We start from the raw sequence: 12,846 nt of genomic DNA, 5'->3' as shown, positions 1-12,846 counted from the left end.
TGATGAAAATGGACTCGATCATGCAGTTATCCAGTAAGGGGATCAGCCTCTCCCTCGACCGTCCCCATGTCATGGGGATCCTCAACGTGACTCCGGACTCTTTCTCCGATGGTGGCCGCTTCAATCAGATAGAGCAGGCGCTGAATCACGCCCGTCAGATGGTGAGCGATGGCGCTACCCTGATCGACATAGGGGGAGAGTCGACTCGCCCCGGTGCTCCCGATGTGAGCGAGCAAGAAGAGCTGGATCGGGTGGTGCCTGTGGTAGAGCGGATCGCCAGCGAGCTGGAGGTGATGATCTCCCTCGATACCTCCAAGGCCATAGTGATGGGCGAGGGGTGCGCCGCTGGCGGTCACCTCATCAATGATGTGCGTGCCCTGCTGGAGCCCGGAGCCCTGGCCGCTGCGGCGCAGGCTGACGTGCCCGTTTGCCTGATGCATATGCAGGGACAGCCAAGAACCATGCAGGCCGAGCCTCATTACGATGATCTGCTGGGGGAGGTGAGGGCTTTCTTCGATGAGCGTATTGCCGCCTGTCTCGCCGTTGGCATCCCCCGCGAGCAGTTGTTGCTCGACCCCGGCTACGGCTTTGGCAAGACTCTCGCGCACAATTACCAACTGCTCGCCAGGCAAGCTGACTTGCTCGATTATGGGCTGCCGCTCTTGGTGGGGATGTCGCGAAAGTCTATGATAGGGAGCTTGCTGGGTCGCCATGTCGACGAGCGCCTCGCCGGCAGTCTGGCTTGCGCCCTGATAGGGATGCAACAGGGGGCTCGCATCATACGGGTGCACGACGTGCGCGCTACCATGGATGCGCTACGCATCGGCTGGTTGGCAATGACGGGAAATGATTTTATCTCCAAATAAAATAACGAGAACAAACCATGGCTAGAAAATACTTTGGCACCGATGGGGTGCGCGGCAAGGTGGGTGAATACCCTATCACTCCGGACTTCGTGATGAAGCTGGGTTGGGCCGCCGGTAAGGTGCTCTCCAAGAAGGGCACCAAGAAGGTGCTGATCGGCAAGGATACCCGTATCTCTGGCTACATGCTGGAGTCGGCCCTGGAAGCTGGCCTCTCGGCCGCTGGCCTCAAAGCGATATTGATGGGCCCCATGCCCACACCGGCGGTGGCTTATCTGACCCGCACATTCCGCGCCGAAGCGGGTATCGTCATCAGTGCATCCCACAACCCCTTCTATGATAACGGCATCAAGTTCTTCTCCGCCGACGGTACCAAGTTGCCAGATGAGGTCGAATTGGCCATCGAGGCCGAACTCGACAACGAGCTCAAGTGCGTCGAGTCGGCAGAGCTTGGCAAGGCGGTGCGTATCGAGGATGCCGCCGGTCGCTACATCGAGTTTTGCAAGAGTACCTTCCCCTCCCATCTCAGCCTGGAAGGGCTCAAGATGGTGGTAGATTGTGGTCATGGTGCCACTTATCACATCGCGCCTTCCGTATTTCGCGAGTTAGGGGCCGAAGTCATCGCCATCGGTTGCAGCCCGGATGGCCTCAACATCAATGAAGGGGTTGGCTCCACCGCGCCCGAGGCCCTGGTCGCCAAGGTGCTGGAAACCAAGGCTGATTTGGGTATCGCCTTTGATGGTGATGGTGACCGTCTGGTCATGGTCGATCATGCGGGTTACATCATAGATGGGGATGAGATCCTCTATATCATTGCGCGCGACGCCCTGCGTAACGGCCGCCTCAAGGGCGGTGTGGTCGGTACTCTGATGGCCAATATGGGCCTGGAGCTGGCGCTGCAGACCCTGGGGATCCCGTTTGCCCGTGCCAAGGTGGGTGATCGCTATGTACTGGAGATGCTCAACGAGAAAGGTTGGCGCATCGGCGGCGAGAACTCGGGCCACATCATCTGCCTGGATCAAACCACCACCGGAGATGGCATCGTCGCCGCCCTGCAGGTGCTCACCGCCATGTGTACCGCCGAGATGCCTCTTGCCAAACTGCGTTCTGGCATGAGCAAGTTCCCCCAGATACTGGTCAACGTGCGCTTTGCCGAAGGGCAGGATCCCCTGACCTCGCCCGCCGTGCTCGACGAGGTGAAGCGGGTGGAGCAAGAGCTGGCTGGTCGTGGGCGGGTACTGCTACGTAAGTCAGGTACAGAGCCTTTGATCCGTGTCATGGTGGAAGGTGAGCAAGAAGAGCAGGTCCGTGACATGGCCGAACGCATTGCCCAACAGGTAAAATCGGCGTTTTAATGAGCGATAAGGGCGGTTTTTACACCGCCCTGGTTGTATCTTGTTCAAACGATTCGAAAAATCATAAATAGCGCTTGTCAGTTCAATGTCCTCTGGATATTATCTGCCTCGCTTTCGCAAGGGAGTTTGCCGATGGGAAATCGGAAGCCGTTTGTAGCAGCCAACTGGAAGTTACACGGTAGCAGGTCGCAGTTAGAAAGATTCACCACCGCTTGCCTCAAGGGGTTGAGTGATGACGTTGAAACTGTGTTGTGTCCATCCCATGTGCATCTTGACTTCACGTCGAATCTGCTCGCAGAGCAGCATTTGATGAAGTTGGGGGCTCAGAGTGTGAGTCAGCACAAATCAGGCGCTTATACGGGGGAAGTCTCGTGTGAGATGTTGATTGAGGCAGGGTGTCGATACGTTATTGTAGGGCACTCCGAGCGTAGGCGTCTCTTTGGAGAAACCAGTTTCATAGTCGCGGAGAAGTTCGCGGCCGTCAGAGCGGCAGGCTTGATCCCCATCCTTTGTTTGGGTGAGTCAGGGGCGGCAAGGCAGGCGAGGCGTACCTTCGAGGTGATAGCCGAGGAGCTGGACATAGTCCTAGAGAAGAATGGCGCGATGGCTTTCGATAATGCTATCATCGCCTACGAGCCGATTTGGGCTGTAGGCACAGGTAAATGCGCCACACCCGAGCAGGCACAAGAGGTTCATTCCTTCATTCGTGGTCGCTTGGCGGAGGATACTCCGGTAATAGGTGATAAAGTTAGAATCATCTATGGTGGGAGCCTGACACCGGCCAATGCGAGAGATTTGTTTGCCCAGCCCGACGTTGACGGCGGTCTGATTGGTGGAGCAAGCCTCGATGACCAGGCGTTCTTAGGAATTGTTGAAGCGGCAAAGGGTGCAAGTTAAATGTACGAAATTCTTTTAGTCGTTTATCTGCTGGTATCACTGACTCTGATTGGTCTGGTGATGATACAGCAAGGTAAAGGGGCTGACATGGGCGCCTCCTTCGGCGCAGGGGCATCGAATACCGTATTCGGCTCCAGCGGCTCAGGTAATTTCCTGACCCGTACAACAGCAATTTTGGCAACTCTGTTTTTTGTTATCAGCTTGGTGCTTGGATCTATGTCCGGTCATAAAGCGAAACAGGGTAGCGAGTGGGAAAATCTGCAACAAACCCAACAGGTTGAGCAGACTGAAACGCCGGTTAAGAAAGATTCCGACGTTCCCAACTGAGTGAGTTTTGCCGTGGTGGTGGAATTGGTAGACACGCTATCTTGAGGGGGTAGTGCTCTAGGGTGTGCGGGTTCGAGTCCCGCCCACGGCACCAATTTAGTAGTGAGCTTGGGTAACCAAGTATATTATGGCCCTTCTTTCTTGTACGAAAAGATTGATAAGGCTATAATCTCGCACGATTTCGGACGCGGGGTGGAGCAGCATGGTAGCTCGTCGGGCTCATAACCCGAAGGTCGTCGGTTCAAATCCGGCCCCCGCAACCAAATTTCACGCATTCCTTCGCTCAGGAAAGCGGTCGCTGCGAGGCGACAATCAGGGTACAGCGCCAAGCCCCGATTTGACATCGGGGCTTTTTGTTATGTGCAATTTACTCTGACTTTGTACTTCATCTGGGCTATATGCCCTTTTTTTGTTTTTTTCGGAGGGTAACTTTGGCTACGTTGGAACAGCGTTTGACCGATCTGCTCGAGGCGCCTATCAAAGCCTTGGGTTTTGAACTTTGGGGTGTGGAGTTTATCCGTGCGGGTAAACACTCAACCCTGCGTGTCTATATCGATAGCGAGCAGGGTGTGACCGTTGAAAACTGCGCCGAGGTGAGCCGTCAGACCGGTGCCATCATGGACGTTGAAGATCCCATCACTGAGGAGTACTACCTGGAAGTCTCCTCTCCCGGTCTGGATCGCCCGCTGTTCAAGGTTGCCCAGTTCGAAAAATACGTTGGCCAGGAGGCGGCGGTGCAGCTTCGAATGGCAACAAATAACCGCCGCAAGTTCAAAGGCGTAATCAAAGCCGTGCAGGGGGATACCATCACCCTGACGGTGGATGGTAAGGACGAGCTGTTCGCTTTCACCAATATCCAAAAAGCGAACATAGTGCCGAACTTTGGTTAACGAGGCTATCGGATATGAATAAAGAAATTTTGCTGGTCGTTGACGCCGTGTCACACGAGAAAGCCGTGCCCCGCGAGAAGATCTTCGAGGCGCTGGAAACTGCGCTGGCGACGGCGACCAAGAAGAAATACGAAGGCGAGATCGAAGTTCGCGTCGAGATCGACCGCAAGACCGGTGACTATGATACCTATCGTCGCTGGGTTGTGGTCGCCGATCAGGCTTCCATGGAGAACGCCTACGGCGAGATCACCCTGGAAGCGGCTCAGATTGATGACCCCGAGATCCAGATCGGTGACTATGTTGAAGACCAGATTGACTCTGTCACCTTCGACCGTATCACCACCCAGACCGCCAAGCAGGTTATCGTGCAGAAAGTGCGCGAAGCCGAGCGCTCCCAGGTCGTGGATCAGTTCAAGGACAAAGAAGGCACCATCATCAGTGGTGTGGTCAAGAAGAGCAACCGTGACAACGTGATCCTGGATCTGGGCAGCAATGCCGAGGCCGTGATCTTCCGTGACGACATGCTGCCGCGCGAGACCTTCCGTCCCGGCGACCGTATCCGTGGTCTGCTCTATGCGGTACGTCCTGAGGCGCGTGGCTCCCAGCTGTTCGTCAGCCGTTCCAGCCCCGAGTTCATCAAAGAGTTGTTCCGCATCGAAGTACCGGAAATCGGTGAAGAGATGATCGAAATCATGGGCGCCGCCCGTGACCCGGGTTCCCGCGCCAAGATCGCGGTCAAGACCAACGATCGTCGTATCGATCCTATCGGTGCCTGTATCGGCATGCGTGGCGCTCGTGTGCAGGCGGTTTCCGCCGAGCTGAGCGGCGAGCGCGCTGACATCGTCTTGTACGATGACAACCCGGCTCAATACGTGATCAATGCCATGGCACCGGCGGATGTGGCCTCCATCATCGTTGATGAAGACAACCACACCATGGATATCGCCGTGGAAGCGGCCAACCTGGCCCAGGCCATCGGCCGTAACGGTCAGAACGTGCGTCTGGCGTCCCAGCTGACCGGTTGGGAGCTGAACGTCATGACCGTCGAGGACATGCGTGCCAAGCACCAGGCCGAGAACGACCGCATCCTGACCCTGTTCACCAGCACCCTGGACATCGACGATGATTTCGCCGGTCTGCTGATGGAAGAGGGCTTCTCGACGCTGGAAGAGATTGCCTTCGTACCGGTCAACGAGTTGCTGGCTATCGACGGTCTGGATGAAGACATGGTCGAAGAGCTGCGCACCCGTGCCAAGGATGCTCTGACCACTCAGGCCCTGGCCAAAGAAGAATCGTTCGAAGGTGTTGAGCCTTCCGAAGAACTGCTCGGTCTCAAAGGCCTTGACCGCGAAATGGCTTATGCATTGGCCGCCCGTGGTATTGGCAATCTGGAAGATCTGGCAGAGCAAGGCATCGATGACCTTGCTGATATTGAAGAACTGACCGCGGAGAAGGCGGGGGAGCTGATTATGGCTGCTCGCAACATCTGCTGGTTCGGAGAAGAGCAGTCTAGTTAAGATCAAACGGAGGATAATGAATGGCAGAAGTATCAGTCAAACAACTTGCCACTGACATCGACACACCGGTTGATCGTCTTCTCCAGCAGTTTGTCGACGCCGGTATCAGCAAGAGCAAGGCCGACGATCTGGTCAGCGAGTCTGAGAAGCAGACTCTGTTGGCCCATCTGAAGAAACAGCATGGCGGTGATGAGACGCTCGCACCTGCCCGCATGACCTTGCAGCGCAAGACCAAGAGCACCCTGAATGTTCAAGGTACTGGCGGCAAGAATAAAGAAGTGCAGGTAGAAGTGCGTAAGTCTCGCACCTATGTAAGACGTTCGGCGCTCGAAGATGAGCAGCGCCAGACGGAAGCCGAGGAAACAGCGCGTTTGGAAGCAGAAGAAAAAGTCCGTCACGAAGCCGAAGAAAAGGCTCGCCGTGAGGCTGAAGAGAAGGCTCGCCTGGCGGCTGAGCAAACTCGTCGTGAAGCTGAGGAAAAGGCGCGCACCGAGGCACAATCAAAGGCCAAGCAGGCTCAACAGCCCGCTAAAGCAGCCGGTAGCACAGCTCAGCAAGAGGCAGAAAAGATGGCCAAGCGCGAAGCAGAAGAACTGAAGCGCCAACAGGAACAAGCAGCCTTGACCAAGGCTGAAGAACTCGCCGCGAAGAAAGCCGAAGAGGCTCGCATCATGGCGGAACAGAACGGCCCCCGCTGGGCCGAGGAAGAAGCCGCTCGCGCCAAAGAGAGCAGCGACTACCACCTGACCACCAACAAGCATGCGCAAGCAGCCGAAGACGAACTGGATCGCAAAGAAGAGACCAGCCGTCGTACCGCCGCCGCCGCCAAGAGTGCGCCCAAGAAACCGGGTCGCCGCGAAGATGATCGCAACTCCCGTGACCCGCGTGCTCGCAAGGGCAAGCGCGGCAAGATGGCCATGCCCAACGCCATGAAGCACGGCTTCAACAAGCCGGCTGCCGTGGTCAACCGTGACGTCGTCATCGGTGAGACCATCACAGTGGCCGAGCTGGCCAACAAGATGGCCGTCAAGGGTGTCGAAGTCATCAAGGCAATGATGAAGATGGGCGCCATGGCCACCATCAACCAGGTCATCGACCAGGAAACCGCTCAGCTGGTTGCCGAGGAGATGGGCCACAAGGTTGTGCTGCGCCGTGAGAACGAACTGGAAGAGGCGGTACTGTCCGATCGTGACGAGACCTCCGAAGCCAAGCCGCGCGCTCCCGTGGTCACCATCATGGGTCACGTCGACCATGGCAAGACCTCGTTGCTCGACTACATCCGTAAAGCCAAGGTTGCCGCAGGGGAAGCCGGTGGCATTACCCAGCATATCGGTGCTTACCACGTCGAAACCGACAGTGGCATGATCACCTTCCTGGATACCCCGGGTCACGCGGCCTTTACCTCCATGCGTGCTCGTGGTGCTCAGGCGACCGATATCGTTGTCCTGGTCGTGGCGGCCGATGACGGCGTCATGCCGCAGACCATCGAAGCCATCCAGCACGCCAAGGCGGCTGGTGTACCTATCGTGGTTGCGGTCAACAAGATCGACAAGCCAGAAGCGGATCCGGATCGCGTCAAGACCGAGCTGTCCCGCTACAACGTCATGTCCGAAGATTGGGGTGGTGACAGCCAGTTCGTGCACGTCTCCGCCAAGTCTGGCGAAGGCATCGACGATCTGCTGGAAGCCATCCTGGTTCAGTCCGAAGTACTGGAGCTGAAAGCGGTGGTCGATGGCATGGCCAACGGCGTCGTGATCGAGTCCTTCTTGGACAAGGGTCGCGGCCCTGTTGCGACCGTACTGGTACAAGAAGGTACTTTGCGCCAGGGCGATATCGTGCTCTGTGGTCTGGAATACGGCCGTGTTCGTGCCATGCGTGACGAACTGGGTCGTGAGATCAAGGAAGCGGGTCCTTCCCTGCCAGTCGAAATCCTGGGTCTGTCCGGGGTGCCTTCTGCCGGTGACGAAGCCACCGTTGTACGTGACGAGAAGAAAGCCCGTGAAGTGGCGCTCTATCGTCAGGGCAAGTTCCGCGAAGTCAAGCTGGCTCGCCAGCAGAAGGCCAAGCTGGAGAACATGTTCGCCAACATGACCGAGGGCGAAGTGTCCGAAGTGAACGTGGTGATCAAGGCCGACGTACAGGGTTCAGTGCAAGCCATCTGTGATGCGCTGGTCAAGCTGTCCACCGAAGAGGTCAAGGTCAAGATTGTTGGCTCCGGCGTCGGTGGCATCACCGAGACCGATGCCACCCTGGCTGCCGCTTCCAGCGGTATCCTGGTCGGCTTCAACGTCCGTGCCGACGCTTCCGCTCGCAAGGTTATCGAAGCCGAGAACCTGGATCTGCGTTACTACTCCGTCATCTATGACCTGATCGACGAAGTGAAGCAGGCCATGAGCGGCATGCTGGCTCCTGAATATCGTCAGGAGATCATCGGTCTGGCTCAGGTGCGTAGCGTCTTCAAGTCACCTAAGTTCGGCGCCGTTGCCGGCTGTATGGTCACCGAAGGTGTGGTCAAGCGCTCCAACCGTATCCGTGTACTGCGTGAGAACGTGGTCATCTATGAAGGCGAGCTGGAATCCCTGCGCCGCTTCAAGGATGACGTCAACGAAGTCCGCAACGGTTACGAGTGTGGTATCGCGGTCAAGAACTACAATGACGTACGCGAAGGCGACCAGATCGAAGTTTACGAGACTGTTGAAATTCAACGGACTCTGTAAGCCGAGAGCACGACAAAATAGGGGGCTGCGGCCCCCTTTTATCGCAGGATAGAAATATGGGCAGAGAATTCAGCCGGACCAACAGGGTCGGCCAGCAGATCCAGCGCGAAATTGCGCTCATTCTGCAACGTGAGGTGAAAGACCCACGTATCGGCATGGTAACCGTCTCGGACGTGGAAGTGTCCAAGGACCTTAACTACGCCAAGGTGTATGTCACCTTCTTGCAGCTGGAGAATGACGGCGAGCGTATCAAGGAAGGGCTCAAGGGCCTGACCGAGGCGGCCGGTTACATCCGCAGCCTGCTCGGCAGTGCCATGCGTCTGCGCGTGGTACCCGAGCTGCGTTTCTACTACGACCAGACTCTGGTCGAAGGGATGCGCATCTCCAACCTGGTGTCCAATACCGTGCGTGACGACAAGCGTCGCATGGCCGAAGCCGGCCGTGAAGACGAAACGCCCGCCGCCGATGACAGCACAGAGGATAAAGCCTGAGATGTCTCGTAAACGTCGTTTCAAGGGCCGTGACGTACACGGCATCCTGCTGCTGGACAAGCCGACCGGGCTGACGTCCAACGATGTGTTGCAGAAGGTCAAGCGCATCTACAACGCCGCCAAGGCTGGCCATACCGGTGCCCTGGATCCCCTGGCGACTGGCATGTTGCCGATTTGCCTCGGCGAGGCCACCAAGTTCTCCCAGTATCTGCTGGAAGCGGACAAGCGTTATGAAGTGACCGCCAAGCTTGGCGAGCGCACCAATACCAGCGACTCCGACGGCGAAGTGGTCACCACCCGTGCCGTGAACGTGGCCATGGGGACCCTGATAGAGTCGCTGGATCAATTCCGCGGCCCCATCATGCAGGTGCCATCCATGTTCTCGGCCCTCAAGCACAATGGCCGCCCGCTCTATGAATATGCCCGTGAAGGCATCGTCATCGAGCGGGAAGCGCGCCCCATCACCATCTTCGAACTCAAGCTGCTCAGCTTTGAGGGCGATGAAGTGAAGCTTGAGGTGCATTGCAGCAAGGGCACCTACATTCGTACCCTGGTCGATGATCTGGGTGAGGTGCTGGGCTGTGGCGCGCACGTCACCGCGTTGCGTCGCACGCAAGTGGCGCAGTACCCCTATGATCGGATGCTGACCCTGGAGCAGCTCGAGTGCATCTTCGAGCAGACCAAGGCCGAGAGCGTGCCACCCCGCGAGCAGCTCGATCCCTTGCTGCTGCCGATGGATACCGCGGTCGCAGCCCTGCCCGAGGTGAACATGCTGACGGCCGTCGCCGCCTACGTGAACCAGGGTCAGGCGGTGCAGGTGGCAGGTAGCCCGCAAAGTGGTCAGGTCCGCATGACGGTCGGCCCGGAGCGCGAGTTTATCGGGGTAGGCGAGATCGACGACGAAGGGCGAGTCGCTCCCAAGCGTCTGGTGCGCTATCACGACGAAGATTAATGGCGGATAAGGTGGGGGCCGAGTTAACCATTGCGTTAGCCGGTCGCTGCGATTATGATACCGCCCTCATTTCACGGCTGAATTAGAGATTGGCTGTGATTCTTTAAACACTCTATCGGAGTAACATTATGTCTCTAAATGCTGAGATCAAAGCTTCCATCGTTGCTGACAACGCTCGTTGCGCCAACGACACTGGCTCTCCTGAAGTTCAGGTTGCCCTGCTGACTGCCCAGATCAACCATCTGCAAGGTCACTTCAAACAGCACTCCAAAGACCACCACGGTCGTCGCGGTCTGCTGCGCATGGTTTCCCAGCGTCGTAAGCTGCTGGACTACCTGAAGCGTAAGGACGTTCAGCGTTATGCTGCTCTGATCGCCAAGCTGGGTCTGCGTCGTTAATCGACAATCAGATTTTGCGAAAAAGGGGAACCGTGAGGTTCCCCTTTTTTATTGCTTCGCAAGCTGTTGTCTTATCACTCAATTCAGGTAAGCGCTTACCTTTTGGTTAGGATCAAGTATACTTGCACGCGAATTTAAAGAGCCAAATTGTCAAAAGGAAATTCACGTGAATCCTATTGTAAAGTCATTCCAGTACGGTCAACACACCGTCACACTGGAAACCGGTGTGATGGCCCGTCAAGCCACTGCGGCCGTTATGGTCAGCATGGACGATACCTGCGTATTTGTGACCGTTGTTGGTAAGAAAGAGGCCGACCACGGTCGCGATTTCTTCCCGCTGACCGTCAACTATCAGGAGCGTACCTATGCTGCTGGTCGTATCCCGGGTGGTTTCTTCCGTCGTGAAGGCCGTCCCAGCGAAGGTGAGACCCTGATCTCCCGCCTGATCGACCGCCCTATCCGCCCGCTGTTCCCGGAAGGCTTCCTCAATGAGGTTCAGGTGGTTGCCACCGTCATGTCCGTGAACCCGGCCGTGTCCCCTGATATCGTTGCCCTGATCGGTGCCTCCGCCGCCCTGGCCACCTCCGGCATCCCGTTCGGCGGCCCTATCGGTGCTGCTCGCGTCGGTTACATGAACGGCCAGTATGTGCTGAACCCGACCACCACCGAACTGCCCCTGAGCGATCTGGATCTGGTGGTTGCCGGTACCGCCAACGCGGTGCTGATGGTGGAATCCGAAGCGGCCATCCTCTCTGAAGAAGTGATGCTGGGCGCGGTCGTTTATGGCCACGAGCAGATGCAAGTTGCGATCAATGCCATCAACGAATTCGCCGCCGACGTGGCTACCCAGCCATGGGATTGGACCCCGCCTGCCGTCAACGAGCCGCTTAAGGCCAAGATTGCCGAGCTGGCAACCGCTGAACTGGGTGAAGCCTACCGCATCACCGAGAAGGCCGTGCGCTACGCCGCCATCGGTGCCATCAAGCAGCGTGTGGTCGAGCAGGTTATCGCCTCCGGCGTGGAAGCCGATGCCAAGAAGATTGGTGAAGCCTTCCACAATCTGGAAAGCCGCATCGTCCGTGGTCGTGTGGTTCGTGGTGAGCCGCGTATCGATGGTCGCGATCCAGAGATGATCCGTGCCCTGCACGTTGGCACCGGCGTACTGCCGCGCGCTCACGGCTCCGCCCTGTTCACCCGTGGTGAGACTCAGGCCATGGTCGTTGCGACCCTGGGTACCGAGCGTGACGCCCAGAACATTGACGAGCTGACCGGCCACCGTGCCGACCGCTTCATGCTGCACTACAACTTCCCGCCGTACTGCGTCGGTGAGACCGGCATGATGGGGAGCCCCAAGCGTCGTGAAATCGGCCACGGTCGTCTGGCCAAGCGCGGCGTTGCTGCCGTGATGCCGAGCGCCGCCGAGTTCCCGTATGTGGTGCGTGTGGTCTCTGAGATCACCGAATCCAACGGTTCCTCCTCCATGGCCTCCGTCTGTGGCTCCTCCCTGGCGCTGATGGATGCGGGTGTGCCGATCAAGGCCTCCGTTGCCGGTATCGCCATGGGTCTGGTGAAGGAAGAAGAAGGTTTCGTGGTGCTGTCCGACATCCTGGGTGACGAAGATCACCTGGGTGACATGGACTTCAAGGTTGCCGGTACCACCCAGGGCATCACTGCGCTGCAGATGGACATCAAGATTGAAGGCATCACCAAAGAGATCATGGAGATTGCCCTCAAGCAAGCTCGTGGCGCTCGTCTGCACATCCTGAAGGTCATGGACGAAGCCATCCAGGCTCCGCGCAGCGAGATCTCCGATTTCGCACCGCGTATCCACACCATCAAGATCAATCCTGAGAAGATCAAGGATGTGATCGGCAAGGGTGGCTCAGTGATCCGTGCCCTGACCGAAGAGACCGGCACCAACATCGAGCTGGATGATGACGGTACTGTCCGCATCTCCGCCGTTGCCAACGAAGCCGCCATGGAAGCCATCCGTCGCATCGAGGCGATCACCGCCGAGATCGAAGTGAACCGCATCTATGAAGGCAAGGTTGTGCGTCTGGCCGATTTCGGTGCCTTCGTCAACATTCTGCCGGGTAAAGACGGTCTGGTGCATATCTCCCAGATCACCGATGCCCGCGTACAGAACGTGGCCGACCACCTGACCATAGGTGACGTGGTCAAGGTCAAGGTACTGGAAGTGGATCGTCAAGGCCGTGTGCGTCTCTCCATCAAGGAAGCGAATGCACCGACCGAGGCTGCCGCTCCGGCCGCCGATGTGGCCGTTGCCGCCACCGAAGAGCCAGCTGCCGAGTAAGGCATCTGTGCTGTGAAAAAGCCGACCTCAGGGTCGGCTTTTTTGTGTCTGGATGTTATCTGTGCCAATTTCATTGTTTCTTTTGAAGCCCATTGTTATAACGGACGACCCGCTCTCAAGCTGTC

The 12,846-nt window shown here is 57.4% G+C and carries 11 protein-coding genes and 2 tRNA genes; all 13 read left to right on the top strand.

The window, feature by feature from the left end; genetic code table 11:
• The first annotated feature begins 20 nt into the window (after positions 1–20).
• The 13 genes from folP to pnp all read left to right on the top strand — a co-directional run bounded on the left by folP (position 21) and on the right by pnp (position 12,721).
• The gene (folP, locus tag M2367_RS09265; protein WP_259236514.1) at positions 21–866 is read left to right on the top strand and encodes a dihydropteroate synthase; all 846 of its coding nucleotides are present in this window, start codon (positions 21–23) and stop codon (positions 864–866) included.
• Positions 867–883: 17 nt separating this feature from the next.
• Entirely contained in the window at positions 884–2,218 is a 1,335-nt protein-coding gene (gene glmM / locus M2367_RS09260; protein WP_224432312.1) for a phosphoglucosamine mutase, read from the top strand.
• A gap of 132 nt (positions 2,219–2,350) precedes the next feature.
• Positions 2,351–3,115, top strand: coding sequence for a triose-phosphate isomerase (tpiA, locus tag M2367_RS09255; protein WP_224432313.1), 765 nt, complete (start codon positions 2,351–2,353; stop codon positions 3,113–3,115).
• Entirely contained in the window at positions 3,116–3,442 is a 327-nt protein-coding gene (secG, locus tag M2367_RS09250) for a preprotein translocase subunit SecG (RefSeq protein WP_005903953.1), read from the top strand.
• A gap of 9 nt (positions 3,443–3,451) precedes the next feature.
• Positions 3,452–3,536: transfer RNA gene (locus M2367_RS09245), tRNA-Leu, on the top strand.
• 92 nt (positions 3,537–3,628) lie between these two features.
• Positions 3,629–3,705, top strand: a tRNA-Met gene (locus tag M2367_RS09240).
• Between the two features lie 168 nt (positions 3,706–3,873).
• The gene (rimP, locus tag M2367_RS09235) at positions 3,874–4,332 is read left to right on the top strand and encodes a ribosome maturation factor RimP (protein WP_042041323.1); all 459 of its coding nucleotides are present in this window, start codon (positions 3,874–3,876) and stop codon (positions 4,330–4,332) included.
• Positions 4,333–4,346: 14 nt separating this feature from the next.
• Positions 4,347–5,849 (top strand): transcription termination factor NusA, encoded by a 1,503-nt coding sequence (nusA, locus tag M2367_RS09230; RefSeq protein WP_224432314.1) that lies wholly within the window; start codon positions 4,347–4,349, stop codon positions 5,847–5,849.
• A gap of 20 nt (positions 5,850–5,869) precedes the next feature.
• Positions 5,870–8,566 carry a translation initiation factor IF-2 gene (gene infB, locus M2367_RS09225; RefSeq protein ID WP_042041326.1) on the top strand — a complete coding sequence of 899 codons (2,697 nt, stop codon included), beginning with the start codon at positions 5,870–5,872 and terminating at the stop codon, positions 8,564–8,566.
• 56 nt (positions 8,567–8,622) lie between these two features.
• The gene (gene rbfA / locus M2367_RS09220) at positions 8,623–9,057 is read left to right on the top strand and encodes a 30S ribosome-binding factor RbfA (RefSeq protein WP_042041328.1); all 435 of its coding nucleotides are present in this window, start codon (positions 8,623–8,625) and stop codon (positions 9,055–9,057) included.
• A gap of 1 nt (position 9,058) precedes the next feature.
• Positions 9,059–10,009 (top strand): tRNA pseudouridine(55) synthase TruB, encoded by a 951-nt coding sequence (truB, locus tag M2367_RS09215; protein WP_224432316.1) that lies wholly within the window; start codon positions 9,059–9,061, stop codon positions 10,007–10,009.
• Positions 10,010–10,137: 128 nt separating this feature from the next.
• Positions 10,138–10,407 carry a 30S ribosomal protein S15 gene (gene rpsO / locus M2367_RS09210; RefSeq protein ID WP_005905044.1) on the top strand — a complete coding sequence of 90 codons (270 nt, stop codon included), beginning with the start codon at positions 10,138–10,140 and terminating at the stop codon, positions 10,405–10,407.
• 166 nt (positions 10,408–10,573) lie between these two features.
• Positions 10,574–12,721 carry a polyribonucleotide nucleotidyltransferase gene (gene pnp, locus M2367_RS09205; protein WP_042041331.1) on the top strand — a complete coding sequence of 716 codons (2,148 nt, stop codon included), beginning with the start codon at positions 10,574–10,576 and terminating at the stop codon, positions 12,719–12,721.
• Positions 12,722–12,846: the final 125 nt, after the last annotated feature.

Origin of the sequence: Aeromonas sp. BIGb0445, from assembly GCF_024809075.1 — a bacterium.
GTDB classification, from domain to species: Bacteria; Pseudomonadota; Gammaproteobacteria; order Enterobacterales; family Aeromonadaceae; genus Aeromonas; species Aeromonas rivuli.
The sequence above is the reverse complement of the archived record's forward strand: the minus strand, read 5'-3'. Positions and strand labels throughout refer to the sequence as shown.

Coding starts and splice junctions, on each gene's coding strand:
- folP (WP_259236514.1), top strand. CDS start 21: ATGCAGTTATCCAGTAAGGGGATCAGCCTCTCCCTCGACCGTCCCCAT.
- glmM (WP_224432312.1), top strand. CDS start 884: ATGGCTAGAAAATACTTTGGCACCGATGGGGTGCGCGGCAAGGTGGGT.
- tpiA (WP_224432313.1), top strand. CDS start 2,351: ATGGGAAATCGGAAGCCGTTTGTAGCAGCCAACTGGAAGTTACACGGT.
- secG (WP_005903953.1), top strand. CDS start 3,116: ATGTACGAAATTCTTTTAGTCGTTTATCTGCTGGTATCACTGACTCTG.
- nusA (WP_224432314.1), top strand. CDS start 4,347: ATGAATAAAGAAATTTTGCTGGTCGTTGACGCCGTGTCACACGAGAAA.
- infB (WP_042041326.1), top strand. CDS start 5,870: ATGGCAGAAGTATCAGTCAAACAACTTGCCACTGACATCGACACACCG.
- rbfA (WP_042041328.1), top strand. CDS start 8,623: ATGGGCAGAGAATTCAGCCGGACCAACAGGGTCGGCCAGCAGATCCAG.
- truB (WP_224432316.1), top strand. CDS start 9,059: ATGTCTCGTAAACGTCGTTTCAAGGGCCGTGACGTACACGGCATCCTG.
- rpsO (WP_005905044.1), top strand. CDS start 10,138: ATGTCTCTAAATGCTGAGATCAAAGCTTCCATCGTTGCTGACAACGCT.